Origin of the sequence: Peribacillus deserti, assembly GCF_002863585.1 — a bacterium.
In the GTDB taxonomy this organism is placed as follows: Bacteria; Bacillota; Bacilli; order Bacillales; family DSM-1321; genus Paraperibacillus; species Paraperibacillus deserti_A.
This window is the reverse complement of the sequence record NZ_PGUY01000027.1, coordinates 104,712-121,435: the sequence shown is the minus strand read 5'-3', so window position 1 is coordinate 121,435 and position 16,724 is coordinate 104,712. Positions and strand designations below refer to the sequence as shown.

Here is a 16,724-nt window from a genome sequence, read left to right as displayed (position 1 = left end):
AACTGGTAGAGCAACTGACTTGTAATCAGTAGGTTGGGGGTTCAAGTCCTCTTGCCGGCACCACTTTTTCCCTGTTGATTGTTAGACTGATAAACGATATAATAGCTTTTGTCGCTAATAATTGTACGAGCCATTAGCTCAGCCGGTAGAGCACGATCGAATACGCTTCGAAGCTCTAACTACAGCGCTCAAGTCGAGCTGCTGCTTGAGAAACGGTCTGAGACTTGAGTGTCGTCACGGGTTACTCCCTTGAGTATATTTAGTTTATTAACACTAAATTTTATCAGCGGAATTTACATTACGTATGAGCCATTAGCTCAGCCGGTAGAGCATCTGACTTTTAATCAGAGGGTCGAAGGTTCGAATCCTTCATGGCTCACCATTATGAATATGCGGGTGTGGCGGAATTGGCAGACGCACTAGACTTAGGATCTAGCGCCTTACGGCGTGGGGGTTCGACTCCCTTCACCCGCACTTTTACATTTATTTTATATGCGCCCGTAGCTCAATTGGATAGAGCGTCTGACTACGGATCAGAAGGTTATGGGTTCGACTCCTTTCGGGCGCGCCATATATCGGGAAGTAGCTCAGCTTGGTAGAGCACTTGGTTTGGGACCAAGGGGTCGCAGGTTCGAATCCTGTCTTCCCGACCATTAATATTTATGGGGCCTTAGCTCAGCTGGGAGAGCGCCTGCCTTGCACGCAGGAGGTCAGCGGTTCGATCCCGCTAGGCTCCACCAAAATTTTAATATGATTATATTATGGCGGCGTAGCTCAGCTGGCTAGAGCGTACGGTTCATACCCGTGAGGTCGGGGGTTCGATCCCCTCTGCCGCTATCCATAAAGTGGACCTTTAGCTCAGTTGGTTAGAGCAGACGGCTCATAACCGTCCGGTCGTAGGTTCGAGTCCTACAAGGTCCATTCAATACGGAGGTATACCCAAGTCTGGCTGAAGGGATCGGTCTTGAAAACCGACAGGGGTGTAAAAGCCCGCGGGGGTTCGAATCCCTCTACCTCCTCCACTTTTTATCAATTAAATGTTTATTACCGTCGCGGGGTGGAGCAACGAGCAACGCTTCCGATGAATAAGCTTCGTGTTGTACCGATTGAGCTTCTGCTTGAATGTGCTTTCTGAAATCGGGACAGTCGTAATTAGGAATCATAGCATAAACAAAATGAATTATTTTATATCGTCGCGGGGTGGAGCAGTCTGGTAGCTCGTCGGGCTCATAACCCGAAGGTCGCAGGTTCAAATCCTGTCCCCGCAATATTAAGTTCAGCCGGTTAATGCCACTTTGATCGGTTGAAAAGTTACTTATAAGCTGCGGGTGTAGTTTAATGGTAAAACCTCAGCCTTCCAAGCTGATGTCGTGGGTTCGATTCCCATCACCCGCTCCATATTTGGGCCTATAGCTCAGCTGGTTAGAGCGCACGCCTGATAAGCGTGAGGTCGATGGTTCGAGTCCATTTAGGCCCATCACTCCGGCCCCTTGGTCAAGCGGTTAAGACACCGCCCTTTCACGGCGGTAACACGGGTTCGAATCCCGTAGGGGTCATACGATAAAAAAAAGCTGTTCGCATATTGCGGCGGCTTTTTTTATGCACAAGTTATGTATAGGCTGGAACAAAATATTGATGTTAATCAACAATCAATCTAGTCCGAAATTATGGAATTGATGTAATAATTTGGTTGGTTACGAAGTATATAGCTTCTTATGGAGTGATTCTGCATGTGCTGATAATTTATCATTCTAAAGTTGAGGAGGCGGATGTAGATAAAAAACTTCGATGATCGGGCAGGAGAAAATCTGTATAATAGCAGCTGGTATCATAACTTTTTACTCCGTGAGATTACGTATGGATTTTTTAGCCTAAGCTAGAACGAGCAGCCTTTTTTGTGGCTCCGACAGGGACTGTATGAAACGGTCTTTTTTTTATTCCTATAAAAGAGATAAAAGAGGAAATACAGCCTTAAGAAGTGAAATATAATCTTATGACAATATTCCTTACTATTCGCCAGGAGGCCGCTTAAACATGAATGAAAGTGAAGAAAAATCGAGCTGGAAGCTGCTTATACAGCTTATTAAAGAAACTGGGCCGCCCAGGCTATTACTAAGTATCGCCATGGTTCTGAGCCTGCTGACAACCACAGCAGGGCTGGCTATTCCCCTGCTTACCAGTAAACTGATTGACCAGGGGTCCCTTCAGTCACTAAGCGGAAGAAATATAGGGTGGATTGCATCGGCATTTCTGATACAAGCGGCTTCAGGTGCCGTTTCTGTCTATCTGCTGACTCGTGTGGGGCAGCATGTCATATCCTCTCTGCGTGACCGGCTTTGGAGTAAACTCTTAGTCCTTAAAGTTTCTTATTATGATACACATCAGACCGGTGATACAGTCAGCAGGATGACAAATGATACTGGTGTTATTAAAAATCTTATTACGGAGCATCTAGTAGGCTTTATCACAGGGATCATTTCTATATTAGGGACGATCGGCGTACTCTTCTTTCTTGACTGGCCGCTTACACTTGTCATGTTTTCCATCATTCCACTTTCAATGCTGGTTCTAATTCCGGTTGGAAGGCAGATGATCAAGATCTCAAAGGGAATCCAGGACGAAACGGCGGGTTTTTCAGCAAGCTTAACCCGGGTCCTTGCAGAAATAAGGCTTGTTAAAGCTTATAACGCAGAGACTATGGAATATAACCGCGGAAAGAAAGGAATAAATAAGCTTTTTGCTCTGGGAATTAGAGAGGGAGTCATACAGGCTATTTTATCGCCTCTCATCTCCTCGATCATTATCGTGGTTCTTGTTTTGATCATCGGCTATGGAGGCCTCAGGGTATCTTCCGGAGCTATGACTGCCGGAGAGCTTGCAGCTTTCTTTATTTATTTATTCCAGATCATAATGCCTATCACGTCTATAGCATCGTTTTTTACACAGTTTCAAAAAACGATGGGCGCTACAGAGAAAATTATGGGGATATTATCTTTAGATGTAGAAGATCTCAACCTAGGATTAAAGGAGTTTACTATTCATCAGCCTTTAACCTTGAAAGATTTATCTTACGGTTACCCATCTTCTGCTGACCCTATCTTAAAGTCAATCTCTTTCTCTGTACGGCCAAATTCCGTTACAGCTATCGTCGGTCCAAGCGGGAGCGGAAAAACGACCTTATTCTCCCTTCTGGAACGTTTTTATCTGCCGGATTCAGGTGAGATACTGATTGGAGACCTTTCTATCCAGGATATTTCGCTCCGCTCCTGGCGAAGCCAAATTGGATATGTATCGCAAGAGAGTCCCATCCTTGCCGGCACTATAAGAGAAAACATCTGTTACGGAGTCAATAGGGAAATTTCCGATGAAGAATTAAGAGAAGCTGCGGGGATGGCTTACGCAGATATATTCATACAGGAACTACCGGATAAATATGATACCGAGGTTGGGGAACGGGGAATCAAGCTGTCAGGGGGGCAGCGTCAGAGGATTGCAATTGCACGGGCGCTCCTGCGTAAGCCCAATATATTAATGCTGGATGAAGCAACATCGAGCTTAGACAGCAAGTCGGAAATTGTGGTTCAGGATGCCCTTGAAAATTTAATGAAGGGAAGAACAACAATCGTTATTGCCCACCGGCTTTCAACAGTCATTGATGCTGACCAAATCGTTTTCCTTGAAAAGGGCAGGGTAACCGGGAAGGGAACACATAGTGAATTAATGCAAACGCATGAGCTATACAGGGAATTTGCATCCCGTCAGTTTAGAGTTCCGGATAAAGAGTGATCTTTTAAAAAAAAGCCTGGTTATTATACTAGCAATAAACAGGCTTTTTAATGGATTAGGATTTGTATTTTTTTCTAAAAATTGCTTTCGCTTTCTCTGTATTCGCAAAATGCATCTTAGTAAACTGGCTCAATCCCTCTTCACCTTTTTCATATAGAAGTCTTGCTCCGGCAATATCCACAGCCGGTCCCGCACCTTTTGGCAGGGTGAACCCTGCTTTTTCGCTTAGTAATTCAAAGTGTTTTACGAAGGCGTATCGGGCAAGAATGGAGGCAGCGGCGACACTCAGATGCAATCCCTCCGCTTTAGTGCTCAAGTAGATGTTTTTTGCTTTGAAACGTTCGATACCCTTTAAATAATTGAAAAAGACTCCAGGCTGGGCAAACTGATCAATGAGGACTCCATCCGGTGTCTCAGGAGAAATTTTTTGAAGCAGTTTTTTAATGGCCTGGTTGTGGAGAAGGGCCTTCATTTTTCCCTGAGACATCCCTTTAGCCTGCATTTCATTATATTTTTCGTTATCCAAGACCAATAAACTATAAGGAACTACATCCTTGATCTGGGAGCCAATTTCGATAATCTGCGGATCCTTTAGATTTTTAGAATCCTTTACCCCAAGTTCCTTAAGAAGGGGAAGCTGCGCTGTGCTCGCATAAACTGCAACGACTGTCATAGGGCCGAAAAAATCCCCTGTTCCTACCTCATCCGAACCAATCAAAGATAACTCTGCCACATTCTTTGGGGGTGAGTACTCATGGGTTTTTACAGAGGAAAGAGATTTTGCGGGTGCAGCACTTCCCTTCGGTGCTGAACCCCATTTTGCAGATTCAGCTTCTGCTGCAGGGCCTTGAAAAAGAACCTTCCCTGATTTGTATGCAGTGATTGAGCATCCTTGCAGTTTTGCCGAAAAGATGCCGCCTGGAGGGACCTTTTCAGCAAGAGAAGAGATGTAATGCGACTTCATTTTTAAAATGGTTGCAGAATCAAGAACTAATACAGAATTAGACATACGAAATAACTCCTTTAAACGATTATGGATCATGCAGGGTAAAATATTTGGTTTCTACTTTATTTTCTCATTTATTGACAAATTTCCTAGAGAAATGCCAGTAAAAAGGGTTGTCGTGCTTTTCAAGGGTAAAACCTTCATGGTATGATATAGATTAGGATTTTTTAGATTGGGGGCATCAATTTGTCAGACCATAGTAAAAGAAAAATAACAGTTGATATATATGGACAGCAATATACCATTGTTGGAGCAGAAAGTTCAAGTCATATTCGTATTGTGGCTTCCATGGTTGATGACATGATGCGTGATATAAATTCGAAGAATCCAAGGCTTGATGTCAGCAAGGTGGCAGTTCTGACTGCTGTTAATGTGATGCATGATTATTTAAAAGTAAAAGATGAACTTGAACAGCTTAAAATGTTAATCAGAAGCGAAAAGGATTGAAGAGTGAATGCTTGATTTAATAATAATTGCAGTTCTTATTTTGGGTCTATTAATAGGCCTGCGGCGGGGGTTTATTCTTCAATTAGTCCACCTCACGGGATTTATAGTCTCCTTTATATCCGCATATATATACTATGATGATCTTGCGCCAAAAATAAAGCTCTGGATTCCCTTCCCTACCTTAGGAAATACAGACTCTATGAAAATGATATTGGGTGCCTCAGGAATTGATGAGGCTTATTATAATGCTATTGCTTTTGCAATCATATTCTTTAGCGTCAAAATCGTTTGGCAGCTAATCGGTGCCATGCTGGATTTTATTGCTCATATCCCAATTTTAAAGCAGCTGAACAGATTAGGCGGTGCAATATTGGGATTTGTAGAAGTATATTTAATTCTATTTATTCTTCTTTACATTGCAGCACTGCTGCCTATCCAGGCTGTGCAAGGACCGCTGAATGACTCATTCATAGCGAATGCAATGGTTAAAAATACCCCTGTTCTTTCTGCGACTATTAAAGATCTCTGGTTTAAATACATTCCAATGTAACTTCTCTTTTAAGGGGAGTTTTTCTTTTGTGAGGAATTCATTGGTCAACTTTAATATAACTCCCTGAGATTAGGGATACCTTAAAAATATATTCAGGCGGGGCTGCTATCCTGGCTCAGGTACGCAGTTATGTTGCCTGGTATGCAAATTACATGTATCTTTAAAGAAGTGTGATTAAAAAGGGTGTTTCTCCCTAAATGAATTCATTAACTATACCCTGCGAATTTTCGAGGTGATTTTATATGTCTATTAATAAAAAAGATATTGTACATTTGCTTGAAACGATTGCTATATATATGGAACTTAAGGGTGAGAACCAGTTTAAAGTAGCTGCATTCCGAAAAGCTGCCGGCGCCTTGGAAACGGATGATCGTAGCCTATTTGAAATTGGTGATTTTACAGCGCTTTCAGGAATCGGGAAAGGTACAGCTGCTGTTATAGATGAATTTATAAGGGACGGCAAGTCGGCTGTACTCGCTGAACTGCAGGAAGAAGTGCCAAAAGGATTAATACCGCTTCTGCAGCTGCCAGGAATGGGCGGTAAAAAAATCGCTAAGCTTTATAAAGAACTCCATATTGAAAGTATAGAAGATTTAAAAGCAGCCTGCGAAGAAAAGAAGGTACAGCATCTTGCCGGCTTCGGTAAGAAAACCGAAGAAAAAATACTTGCTGCTATTGCAGAATTTGGGAGCAGGCCTGAACGGCTTCCGCTTGCCATGATGCTGCCGATTGTGGAGGAAGTTGAAATTTCTGTTCAAAACATGAAGGCGATTGAGAGATACTCAAAAGCAGGCAGTATCAGAAGAGTGAAAGAAACGGTAAAAGACCTTGATTTTATTATTGCTACAAACCAACCAGGGATTGTTAAGGATCAGATTTTAGCCATGCCTCAGGTAAAGAATGTGATAGCGGCGGGAGATACCAAAGTATCTGTTACATTAGCTTACGATTATGAAATATCTGTTGATTTCAGATTGGTAAAGCCGGAGGAATTCATCACAACACTCCATCATTTTACAGGTTCCAAAGACCATAATGTCCGGATGAGGCAGCTTGCGAAGGAACGTGGAGAAAAAATCAGTGAGTATGGAGTCGAAAATATCGAAACAGGCGAAGTACGGACCTTTCAATCTGAAGAAGAGTTCTATCGTCACTTTGGCCTGCCGCTCATTCCTCCGGAGCTTCGTGAAGATGGAACAGAGGTGGATCTATTTAAAGAAGGTTATGGATTGGTTAGGTCCGAAGATATCCAGGGGGATCTTCACATGCACTCTACCTGGAGTGACGGCGGCCATTCTATTGAAGAAATGATAGAAGCGTGCAGGGCGAAAGGCTATAAATATATGGCCATCACTGATCATTCCCAATATCTCAAAGTGGCTAACGGGTTAACACCAGAACGCCTGAGAGAACAAAAGGAAATCATACGCAGATTAAATGATAAATATGACGATATATTGATTCTATCTGGAATTGAGATGGATATCCTTCCAGATGGCACTCTTGATTATGATGATGAGCTCCTGAAGGAGATGGACATCGTCATAGCGTCCATTCACTCTATTTTTTCCCAGCCTAAGGAAAAAATTATGGAACGTCTCAAAACGGCGCTAATGAATCCGCATGTGGATCTAATTGCTCATCCAACAGGCAGAGTCATAGGCCGGAGAAAGGGTTACGCGGTCGATATGGACATGCTGATTCAGCTGGCAAAGGAAACCAATACGGCGCTGGAACTGAATGCAAACCCGAATAGATTGGACCTTGCCGCTGAGCATTTAAAGAAAGCACAGGAGGCAGGTGTGACCATTGCAGTTAATACCGATGCCCATAACATCTCCATGCTTGATGATATGGAGATAGGGGTATCCGCTGCAATGAAGGGCTGGCTGAAAAAGGATACGATATTAAATACTAAGACACCAGATGAATTATTGGCGTTTCTAAAAAGAAACGATTAACAGAACATAAGGAGGGGGCTTGAACTCCATGCACCAAAAAGCGTTAAAAACCCTGGAGTTTCATAAAATCATAGAACAACTTGCTAAATTCGCTTCGTCTTCTTTAGGTAAAGAAAAGGCAGGCAGGCTGCTGCCTATTTCCGACTTTGAGCAAGTAGTCAGACTGCATGAAGAAACAGATGAAGCTGCAAAGATCATTCGTTTAAGAGGAAATGTTCCGCTTGGCGGAATCTTTGATATAAAACCGCATGCAAAGCGTGCCCAGATTGGAGGTATACTCAGTCCCGGTGAGCTGAATGAGATCGCAGGCACGCTCCGGGCAGGAAGAATCCTGACTAAGTTTATCGAAGAAATGATTGAGAATGGAACGGAGCTGCCGCTTACAGCAGAATATATCCAATCGATCACACCTTTGCCAGATCTTGAACGTCCAATAGTGAATGCTATAAGCGATATAGGCGAAGTGATGGATTCAGCAAGCGACAGGCTGAAATCTTTAAGAACCCAGCTTAGAACGAACGAAGCAAGGGTTAGAGAAAAGCTGGAGAGTATGATCAGATCCTCAAATGCACAGAAAATGCTCTCCGATGCAATCATTACCATCCGTAATGACCGCTTTGTTATACCGGTAAAGCAGGAGTACCGCAGTGTGTATGGCGGAATCATCCATGACCAATCATCTTCGGGACAGACCTTGTTTATTGAGCCGCAAACAGTGGTGGATTTGAATAATGGCCTTCAAGAAATCAGGATTAAAGAGCAGCAGGAAATAGAGCGGATTCTTTCCGAGCTTTCAGCGCTGACGGGGGAACATGCTTCGGAGCTGCTGGCAAACGTTGAAGTGCTGGCCATCCTGGATTTTATGTTTGCCAAAGCACGGTATAGCAGCGAGATCAAAGGCTCTAAGCCCAAGCTTAATAGTGAGGGCAGGGTAAAGCTCTTTAAGGCACGGCATCCGCTGATTTCCCCTAAAGTTGTAGTTCCCAATGACATCATTTTAGGCGAGGATTATACATCCATTGTTATCACAGGGCCGAATACAGGAGGAAAAACCGTAACTCTAAAGACCATTGGACTTTGTACCCTCATGGTTCAGGCAGGCCTTCAGATTCCTGTGCTCGATGGCTCGGAGGCTGCTGTATTTGAAGAAGTGTATGCTGACATCGGGGACGAGCAGAGCATTGAACAGAGCTTGAGTACGTTTTCCTCCCATATGGTGAACATTGTAGATATATTGAAATCCGTTAATCATCGGAGCCTGGTTCTTTTTGATGAATTAGGTGCAGGGACGGATCCTCAAGAAGGTGCAGCCCTGGCTATTTCGATTCTTGACACCGTATATGAAAAGGGAGCGAGAGTCATTGCGACCACTCATTATCCGGAATTGAAAGCATATGGCTATAACCGGAAGGGCGCAGTCAATGCGAGTGTCGAATTTAATGTGGAGACCCTCAGCCCCACCTATAAGCTGCTTATAGGTATTCCAGGACGCAGCAACGCTTTTGAAATTTCTAAGCGGCTTGGGTTAGATGAGAAGGTCATCAGGGATGCTAAAGGCTATATCGGAACCGAAACGAACAAAGTGGAAAACATGATAGCTTCTCTTGAAGAAAGCCGCAAACAAGCAGAAAGAGATCGCGAGGAAGCGAATGAATTCCTGAAGGATGCCGAAAAGATTCATAAGGACCTTCAAAAACAGATGGCCGAATACTACAGCAGGAAAGACGAGCTTACCGAAAAGGCACAGCGGGAAGCGGTAGAAGTGGTTAACAAAGCGAAGGCCGAGGCAGAAGAAGTTATGAACGATCTTCGAAGGCTGCGGCTTGAGAAAAATGCTGAAGTGAAAGAGCATGAGCTGATTGATGCCAGAAAACGGCTTGAAGAGGCTGCTCCGCTGATTAAGAAATCTAAAAAGGCAGCAGCACCTTCGAAGAAAAAGGAATTCCAGCCAGGTGATGAGGTTAAGGTAGTGACCTTTGACCAGAAAGGACATTTGGTTGAAAAGGTTTCTGCTGCGGAGTGGCAGGTACAGATTGGCATTATGAAGATGAAAGTGAATGAAGCTAATCTTGAATATCTAGGTACTCCCAAGCAGGTACAAACTAAGCCTCTGGCAACTGTGAGAGGGAAGGATTACCATGTCAGCCTTGAACTTGATCTCCGTGGTGAACGGTATGAAAATGCCTTGCTAAGAGTAGAGAAATATATCGATGATGCCCTCCTTGCCGGATATCCGAGGGTTTCCATTATCCATGGAAAAGGGACCGGAGCATTGAGACAGGGAGTCCAGGAATATCTGAAGAATCATCGTTCTGTGAAAAGGATCAGATTTGGAGAAGCTGGTGAAGGCGGCAGCGGAGTAACCGTTGTCGAGTTTAAATAAGCAGGGGATATATTATGGATAAATTATGGGGCAATGAGTTTGTTTACCTTACCGCATACTACAGTGTTGTAGTATTATGCTGCATTGTTTTTCTCGCAGTCTTTGAACTCGTAACGAAGTACCAGAACTGGGAAGAGATCAAAAAAGGAAATTTATCTGTTGCAATGGCAACGGGAGGGAAAATTTTTGGGATTGCTAACATCTTCCGCCATTCCATCCTTCAAAATGACTCGTTAGTCATCATGATTGGCTGGGGTGTTTTCGGTTTTCTTCTTTTACTTGCCGGTTATTTCATTTTTGAATTTCTGACTCCAAGCTTTAATATTGATGAACAGATTGCTAAAGACAACCGGGCTGTAGGATTGATATCCATGGTTATTTCCGTTGGATTATCCTATGTGATTGGTGCCGGCATATCATAAAGGGGAGAGGCACTTGGAGAAGCTGGCTAAAATTTTGCTTATGCTTTGTGGAACATTTATGGTAATAGGAATCGTTTATATGCTATTCTTTGCAAACTAATTAAGGGTCCCTTGGTCTATAGAACCAAGGGATTTTTTATAGGTAAATATCCTCAAACAATTGTCAAAGAATTCAACCATATAATATAATTAAACGTAGAAAAGTTAGAAAATTTGAATAACTTGTATGAAAAGGAGGCGAATTATTTGAACGAACAGAAATTATGGCTGCAGCATTACCCCGAAGAAATACCTGCTGAACTTGAGTATAGCGGAGAGCCTTTGCAGAATTATTTAAAGCAGTCAGCGGCAAAGTTTCCCGAGAAGAGTGCTATTCATTTTATGGGAAAAGAAATATCTTATAAATCCATTTATGAGTCAGCTCTAAAATTTGCGTGTTATTTAAAAAGTCTCGGTATTGAAAAGGGAGACCGGGTCGCGATTATGCTGCCAAATACTCCACAATCCGTCATTGCGTATTTTGGTTCATTAATGGCTGGTGCAGTGGTTGTACAGACTAATCCCTTGTATATGGAACGTGAATTAGAATATCAAATGAAAGATTCTGGAGCTAAAGTGATCCTTACTCTTGATATCCTGTTTCCCAGAGCAGCCAAAATAATGCCGCAAACCAGTCTTCAGCATATTATTGTAACCGCAATAAAAGATTATCTGCCTTTTCCGAAGAATGTCGTTTATCCATTTATTCAAAAGAAGCAATATGGTTTGGTGGTTAAGGTTAAGCATGAGGGCAATCACCATTTATTTACGGAAATTATGAAAATGGGCGTTCCTGACGAACCAGCCCTTGATATTGATGTAGACGAGGATTTAGCCCTGCTGCAATATACCGGAGGCACGACTGGTTATCCTAAAGGCGTAATGCTTACACATAAAAATCTTGTGGCCAATGCGGAAATGTGTTCGGCATGGCTGTACAAGGATAAAGAAAAAGGCCACAATATTTTAGGAATATTGCCTTTTTTTCATGTGTTTGGAATGACAACCGTGATGATTTTTTCAATTATGGAAGGCCGTAAGATGACCCTTCTTCCTAAATTCGATGTTTTAACCACTTTAAAGACTATACACAAGGAAAAGCCGACGTTATTTCCTGGAGCACCAACCATGTATATAGCTATACTTAATTATCCGGATCTTCATAAATTTGATGTCTCCTCTATTACAGCCTGCATAAGCGGGTCATCGCCCCTTCCAGTTGAAGTGCAGGAAAGGTTTGAGAAACTCACAGGCGGAAAGCTGGTCGAAGGATATGGATTGACGGAAACCTCACCAGTCACACATTCTAATTTTCTCTGGGACCGTCCAAGGGTAAAGGGAAGTATAGGTGTTCCGTGGCCTGATACCATTGCTGCCATATTATCGATGGAAACTGGCGAAGAACTCGGCCCAAACGAAATTGGAGAATTGGCAGTAAAAGGCCCGCAGGTGATGAAAGGATATTGGAACAGACCGGAAGATACAGAACAGACTTTTAAGGATAGCTGGCTTCTAACAGGTGATATAGGGTACTATGATGATAAGGGATATTTTTATATCGTTGATAGAAAGAAAGACATGATCATAGCAGGGGGCTTTAACATTTATCCGAGAGAAATCGAAGAGGTACTATATGAACATGAAGCTGTATTGGAAGCTGTGGTTGCAGGGGTTCCAGATCCTTACCGTGGTGAAACGGTCAAGGCTTACATTGTCCTTAAAGAGGGAAAACAGCTTACGGAAGAGGAAATGAATGCTTATGCCCGGAAGCATCTTGCAGCATATAAAGTCCCGAGAATCTACGAATTCAGAGAAGAGCTGCCGAAAACAGCTGTAGGGAAGATATTGAGGCGTGCTCTGGTTGATGAAGAGAAGAAAAAAATGGATGACCAGAAAAATGCATAGCTAGGGACCTGAGCCGATCCTGGCTCTAGTTTGGAGATAATGGGACAAGTTCCATCTAATAAATTTCCGGCTATTGCTTGACATGATTGGGTCTATTAACTATTATAGAAATATGAATGATGATTCATTCAGTTTTTTCTGGAAGGGGATTATTGTGAAACGCAATAGGCCGAAATTCAAACAAATTATAGATGCAGCAGTCGTAGTCATTGCTGAAAATGGCTACCACCAGGCCCAGGTATCGAAAATCGCCAAACAGGCTGGGGTTGCTGACGGAACGATTTATCTCTACTTTAAAAATAAAGAAGACATCCTTATTTCTTTATTCCAAGAAAAAATGGGTACCTTCGTGGAGACCATTGAAACTGAGCTGAAGCAGGTGAAAACAGCTTCTGATAAGCTGCTCGTTCTCATACAGCAGCATTTTGCCCAGCTATCTGAAGACACGCATTTAGCTATCGTTACTCAGTTAGAGCTAAGGCAGTCGAATAAGGAGCTGCGAATCAAGATCAATGATGTTCTAAAAGGATATCTGGACCTTATGGAGAAAATCATCCAGGAAGGTATTACAGAGGGCGAGTTCTCTGAGGAACTGGATAAGAAGCTTGCTCGCCAGATGATTTTTGGCACTATTGATGAGACGGTTACAACCTGGGTCATGAATGAACAAAAATACAATCTTAACCAGCTGGCAAAGCCCATTCACCATATGATGGCCAGGGCTTGCGGAAGCCAAATATTTGAAAAGAAGGTATAATAAGATTATTCGTGGAAGGGGTTGATAGGCGAAAGGCGTTTACAAACCATAGGGCTGTGAAGCTGATCGCCTCGCTTTCATGATAATCATACATATTGGGGGTTGCTTTTATGGGATTTTTATCTTATTCCGTTGAAGAACGCGTTGCCGTGGTTACCATCAATAAACCTCCGGCTAATGCCCTTTCTTCCCAAGTTCTCCAGGAGCTTTCCAGCCTGCTGGATGAATTGGAAGTGAATGATGGGGCAAGGGCAGTCATTTTAAGGGGAGAAGGAAGATTCTTTTCAGCCGGGGCAGATATTAAAGAGTTTACGGGCATTGAAACTGGAGAAGAGTTTTCAGGATTAGCTGCCCGCGGTCAGGAGCTGTTTGAAAGAATCGAACAATTCCCAAAACCGGTGATCGCAGTCATTCATGGAGCAGCACTTGGAGGAGGCCTGGAGCTTGCTATGGCTTGCCATATCCGGCTGGTATCTGAAACTGCTAAACTCGGGCTTCCTGAACTTCAGCTCGGATTGGTGCCGGGCTTCGCAGGTACACAGCGGCTTCCACATTTTGTAGGAAGCGCAAAAGCGGCAGAAATGCTGTTTACCAGCGAACCCATAACCGGTATTGAAGCTGCAGCTCTTGGCTTGGCCAACCATGCATATAAAGAAGAAGAGCTTTTCGAAAAAGCAAATGAACTAGCTTCCAAGATTGCAAGAAAAAGTCCTATTGCCTTAAAAACAGCCATAAATCTTATAAACTATTCAAAACACGAAAACTTCTACAAGGGAGTAGAGAAAGAGGCTGAGTCCTTTGGAACAGTCTTCGTGAGTGAAGATGCAAAAGAAGGCATAGCCGCTTTTATTGAGAAAAGAGAACCCAATTTCAAGGGTAAATAAATTTTTTTCTAACAAAAATTCTTAATCTTTTAAATAATGCACAAATGGAGGGAAAATCATGAATATTTATGTTTTATTAAAAAGAACATTTGATACAGAAGAAAAAATAACATTATCAAATGGCAAAATCAATGAAGATGGTGCCGAATTTATCATCAATCCTTATGATGAATATGCTGTGGAAGAAGCTATTCAGGTCAGAGATGCACATGGCGGTGAAGTAACCGTTGTAACTGTAGGAAATGAAGAAGCAGAAAAACAGTTAAGAACTGCCCTTGCAATGGGTGCGGATAAAGCCGTATTGATAAATATTGAAGATGATGTAGAAAACGGTGACCAGTATACAACCGCTAAGGTCCTTTCTGAATACTTAAAGGATAAGGATGCTGATTTAATCATCGGCGGAAATGTGGCCATTGATGGAGGGTCAGGACAGGTAGGACCCCGAGTGGCTGAACTGCTGGATATCCCATACATCACAACCATCACTAAGTTAACGATTGAAGGACAAAATGTAAGCGTTATCCGGGATGTTGAAGGGGATTCAGAAACGATCGAAACTCAGCTGCCGCTGCTGGTTACTGCACAGCAGGGGCTGAATGAACCTAGATATCCTTCTCTCCCAGGTATCATGAAGGCTAAGAAAAAGCCGCTGGATGAGATTGAACTGGATGACTTGGATCTGGAAGAAGATGATGTTGAAGCAAAAACGAAAACCATTGAGATATTCCTTCCTCCTAAGAAAGAAGCAGGCAAAGTGCTTCAAGGAGATCTGGCAGATCAGGTAAAAGAATTAACGGGCTTGCTGCGTTCAGAGGCAAAGGTAATTTAATCGACAGCATATAAATCAAGTTCAGGAGGTCATATAAATGGCTAGAAAGGTTCTCGTTTTAGGAGAAGTTCGTGACGGATCATTACGTAATGTTTCTTTTGAGGCAATTGCTGCTGCAAAAACCATTTCAGAAGGCGGAGAAGTAGTTGGAGTAGTAGCTGGCAAAGAAGTAAGCGGTTTGGCTGAGGCTTTAATTCGATATGGTGCTGACCGTGCGGTGACTGTGGAGCATGACGATCTTGGACAATATACGTCTGATGGATTTTCTCAGGCACTCCTTGCAGTGATTGAATCAGAAAGCCCTGAAGGAATTGTAATGGGACATACTGCACTTGGCAAGGATCTCGCCCCCAGAATCGCAGGTAAATTGAATTCAGGGCTGATCTCTGACGTAACTTCCTTAGAGGAAGCTGGCGGAAACCTCGTATTTACCCGCCCGATTTATTCTGGTAAAGCATTTGAGAAGAAGATTATTACAGAAGGTCTTGTTTTTATTACCATCCGGCCTAATAACATAGAATCCTTACAGCAAGACAGCGGGCGCACTGGGGAAACCTCTTCCCTTTCCGTAGAGATTAAAAACCTGCGTACGATCATAAAGGATGTTGTCCGCAAAGCGAGTGAAGGTGTTGATTTATCCGAGGCTAAAGTAATTATCGCTGGAGGCCGGGGTGTTAAAAGCGAAGAAGGCTTTGCGCCGCTTAAGGAACTGGCCGAAGTACTAGGGGGTGCAGTGGGTGCATCCCGGGGTGCATGTGACGCTGATTACTGCGATTATTCCCTGCAGATTGGGCAGACTGGCAAGGTTGTAACACCTGATCTTTATATCGCATGCGGTATTTCCGGTGCCATTCAGCATTTAGCTGGAATGTCGAACTCCAAAGTAATCGTAGCCATTAATAAAGACCCTGAGGCAAATATCTTTAAGGTAGCGGATTATGGAATTGTCGGCGATTTATTTGAAGTACTCCCTTTACTGACAGAAGAGTTCAAGAAGCTGAAGGTTAGTGCTAACTAATAAAGTACATGGAATGACGGCCGGACGCAAACCGGCCGTTTTTCATTTGTATTTAGGTAGCCATAAAACTGTATAGACGACACAGGAATACAAATTCCATTGGCGAAAACTATCGCAATATGCAAAAAAAAATAGTACAGGCTTGCAGAGCGCTGGAAAAGAAGCTCGGGAAATAAATGACCTGCCTATCATTCCCGTTAAATCAGGGTTTTATTTCGGGAAAAGGGGGACAGTCCCCATACTGCTGTGGGTGGAATATTATTTATTATCTGTGGGTAAATTACTTGTGAGGCAAATGATTAACGCATGTATTTAATTTAATGCTATACTGTGTGCAGTGAATCAATAGTAATTTTTTAGGAGGATTTGACATGGCAATTACACATGCAACTGATCAAAACTTTTCAGCTGAAACGGGCGAAGGTTTAGTATTAGCTGATTTCTGGGCACCTTGGTGTGGACCTTGTAAGATGATAGCACCAGTTTTAGAAGAATTGGACGCTGAATTAGGCGACAAAGTAAAGGTCGTAAAATTGGATGTAGATGATAACCAGGAAACAGCTGGTAAATTCGGCGTCATGAGTATCCCGACTTTAATTTTATTTAAAGATGGTGAGGCTGTAGACAAAGTTGTAGGTTTCCAGCCTAAAGAAGCTTTGGCCGAGCTTATTAATAAGCACGCTTAATGACAGCATTTGTTTTACAATATCCCTTCTTCGGGGAACAGGTTAGTA

The 16,724-nt window shown here is 42.9% G+C and carries 13 protein-coding genes and 12 tRNA genes; 24 read left to right on the top strand and 1 reads right to left on the bottom strand.

Annotated elements, in window-relative coordinates; genetic code table 11:
• Positions 1-306: 306 nt before the first annotated feature.
• The 13 genes from CUU66_RS09360 to CUU66_RS09300 all read left to right on the top strand — a co-directional run bounded on the left by CUU66_RS09360 (position 307) and on the right by CUU66_RS09300 (position 3,786).
• Positions 307-382: transfer RNA gene (locus tag CUU66_RS09360), tRNA-Lys, on the top strand.
• 10 nt (positions 383-392) lie between these two features.
• A tRNA-Leu gene (locus CUU66_RS09355) sits at positions 393-474 on the top strand.
• Positions 475-494: 20 nt separating this feature from the next.
• Positions 495-571: transfer RNA gene (locus CUU66_RS09350), tRNA-Arg, on the top strand.
• A 5-nt stretch (positions 572-576) separates the two neighbouring features.
• Positions 577-653, top strand: a tRNA-Pro gene (locus CUU66_RS09345).
• A gap of 11 nt (positions 654-664) precedes the next feature.
• A tRNA-Ala gene (locus CUU66_RS09340) sits at positions 665-740 on the top strand.
• 23 nt (positions 741-763) lie between these two features.
• Positions 764-837, top strand: a tRNA-Met gene (locus CUU66_RS09335).
• 10 nt (positions 838-847) lie between these two features.
• Positions 848-921: transfer RNA gene (locus tag CUU66_RS09330), tRNA-Ile, on the top strand.
• An 8-nt stretch (positions 922-929) separates the two neighbouring features.
• Positions 930-1,022: transfer RNA gene (locus tag CUU66_RS09325), tRNA-Ser, on the top strand.
• A 172-nt stretch (positions 1,023-1,194) separates the two neighbouring features.
• Positions 1,195-1,268: transfer RNA gene (locus CUU66_RS09320), tRNA-Met, on the top strand.
• A 56-nt stretch (positions 1,269-1,324) separates the two neighbouring features.
• Positions 1,325-1,398: transfer RNA gene (locus CUU66_RS09315), tRNA-Gly, on the top strand.
• Between the two features lie 5 nt (positions 1,399-1,403).
• A tRNA-Ile gene (locus tag CUU66_RS09310) sits at positions 1,404-1,477 on the top strand.
• Between the two features lie 7 nt (positions 1,478-1,484).
• Positions 1,485-1,556, top strand: a tRNA-Glu gene (locus CUU66_RS09305).
• 478 nt (positions 1,557-2,034) lie between these two features.
• Positions 2,035-3,786, top strand: coding sequence for an ABC transporter ATP-binding protein (locus tag CUU66_RS09300; protein WP_101641428.1), 1,752 nt, complete (start codon positions 2,035-2,037; stop codon positions 3,784-3,786).
• Between the two features lie 55 nt (positions 3,787-3,841).
• On the opposite strand, the gene rnhC is transcribed toward CUU66_RS09300, so the two are convergent.
• Positions 3,842-4,795, bottom strand: a complete 954-nt coding sequence (gene rnhC / locus CUU66_RS09295; protein ID WP_101641427.1) for a ribonuclease HIII — start codon at positions 4,793-4,795, stop codon at positions 3,842-3,844.
• A 183-nt stretch (positions 4,796-4,978) separates the two neighbouring features.
• Between rnhC and zapA the strand changes: the two genes are divergently transcribed.
• From zapA to trxA, 11 genes are all read left to right on the top strand, one after another.
• On the top strand, positions 4,979-5,239 hold the full coding sequence (zapA, locus tag CUU66_RS09290) for a cell division protein ZapA (protein ID WP_101641426.1): 261 nt from the start codon (positions 4,979-4,981) through the stop codon (positions 5,237-5,239).
• 7 nt (positions 5,240-5,246) lie between these two features.
• Complete coding sequence (locus CUU66_RS09285) at positions 5,247-5,789, top strand: CvpA family protein (RefSeq protein WP_101641425.1); 543 nt, start codon at positions 5,247-5,249, stop codon at positions 5,787-5,789.
• Positions 5,790-6,031: 242 nt separating this feature from the next.
• Complete coding sequence (gene polX / locus CUU66_RS09280) at positions 6,032-7,750, top strand: DNA polymerase/3'-5' exonuclease PolX (protein ID WP_101641424.1); 1,719 nt, start codon at positions 6,032-6,034, stop codon at positions 7,748-7,750.
• Positions 7,751-7,778: 28 nt separating this feature from the next.
• Positions 7,779-10,133 carry an endonuclease MutS2 gene (locus CUU66_RS09275; protein ID WP_101641423.1) on the top strand — a complete coding sequence of 785 codons (2,355 nt, stop codon included), beginning with the start codon at positions 7,779-7,781 and terminating at the stop codon, positions 10,131-10,133.
• A 14-nt stretch (positions 10,134-10,147) separates the two neighbouring features.
• On the top strand, positions 10,148-10,555 hold the full coding sequence (locus tag CUU66_RS09270) for a DUF350 domain-containing protein (RefSeq protein ID WP_101641422.1): 408 nt from the start codon (positions 10,148-10,150) through the stop codon (positions 10,553-10,555).
• 246 nt (positions 10,556-10,801) lie between these two features.
• The gene (locus tag CUU66_RS09265) at positions 10,802-12,499 is read left to right on the top strand and encodes an AMP-binding protein (RefSeq protein WP_101641420.1); all 1,698 of its coding nucleotides are present in this window, start codon (positions 10,802-10,804) and stop codon (positions 12,497-12,499) included.
• 154 nt (positions 12,500-12,653) lie between these two features.
• Entirely contained in the window at positions 12,654-13,256 is a 603-nt protein-coding gene (locus tag CUU66_RS09260; protein WP_101641418.1) for a TetR/AcrR family transcriptional regulator, read from the top strand.
• Positions 13,257-13,366: 110 nt separating this feature from the next.
• Positions 13,367-14,140: an enoyl-CoA hydratase gene (locus tag CUU66_RS09255; protein WP_101641416.1), complete on the top strand. Its 774-nt coding sequence runs from the start codon at positions 13,367-13,369 to the stop codon at positions 14,138-14,140.
• Positions 14,141-14,198: 58 nt separating this feature from the next.
• On the top strand, positions 14,199-14,972 hold the full coding sequence (locus CUU66_RS09250; RefSeq protein WP_101641414.1) for an electron transfer flavoprotein subunit beta/FixA family protein: 774 nt from the start codon (positions 14,199-14,201) through the stop codon (positions 14,970-14,972).
• A gap of 37 nt (positions 14,973-15,009) precedes the next feature.
• Positions 15,010-15,990, top strand: a complete 981-nt coding sequence (locus CUU66_RS09245; RefSeq protein ID WP_101641412.1) for an electron transfer flavoprotein subunit alpha/FixB family protein — start codon at positions 15,010-15,012, stop codon at positions 15,988-15,990.
• 371 nt (positions 15,991-16,361) lie between these two features.
• Positions 16,362-16,676: a thioredoxin gene (gene trxA, locus CUU66_RS09240; RefSeq protein ID WP_101641410.1), complete on the top strand. Its 315-nt coding sequence runs from the start codon at positions 16,362-16,364 to the stop codon at positions 16,674-16,676.
• Positions 16,677-16,724 lie beyond the last annotated feature (48 nt).

What these genes read in the sequence shown, in the direction of transcription:
- CUU66_RS09300 (WP_101641428.1), top strand. Translation starts at nt 2,035, where the DNA reads ATGAATGAAAGTGAAGAAAAATCGAGCTGGAAGCTGCTTATACAGCTT.
- rnhC (WP_101641427.1), bottom strand. Translation starts at nt 4,795, where the DNA reads ATGTCTAATTCTGTATTAGTTCTTGATTCTGCAACCATTTTAAAAATG.
- CUU66_RS09285 (WP_101641425.1), top strand. Translation starts at nt 5,247, where the DNA reads ATGCTTGATTTAATAATAATTGCAGTTCTTATTTTGGGTCTATTAATA.
- polX (WP_101641424.1), top strand. Translation starts at nt 6,032, where the DNA reads ATGTCTATTAATAAAAAAGATATTGTACATTTGCTTGAAACGATTGCT.
- CUU66_RS09275 (WP_101641423.1), top strand. Translation starts at nt 7,779, where the DNA reads ATGCACCAAAAAGCGTTAAAAACCCTGGAGTTTCATAAAATCATAGAA.
- CUU66_RS09270 (WP_101641422.1), top strand. Translation starts at nt 10,148, where the DNA reads ATGGATAAATTATGGGGCAATGAGTTTGTTTACCTTACCGCATACTAC.
- CUU66_RS09255 (WP_101641416.1), top strand. Translation starts at nt 13,367, where the DNA reads ATGGGATTTTTATCTTATTCCGTTGAAGAACGCGTTGCCGTGGTTACC.
- CUU66_RS09250 (WP_101641414.1), top strand. Translation starts at nt 14,199, where the DNA reads ATGAATATTTATGTTTTATTAAAAAGAACATTTGATACAGAAGAAAAA.
- CUU66_RS09245 (WP_101641412.1), top strand. Translation starts at nt 15,010, where the DNA reads ATGGCTAGAAAGGTTCTCGTTTTAGGAGAAGTTCGTGACGGATCATTA.
- trxA (WP_101641410.1), top strand. Translation starts at nt 16,362, where the DNA reads ATGGCAATTACACATGCAACTGATCAAAACTTTTCAGCTGAAACGGGC.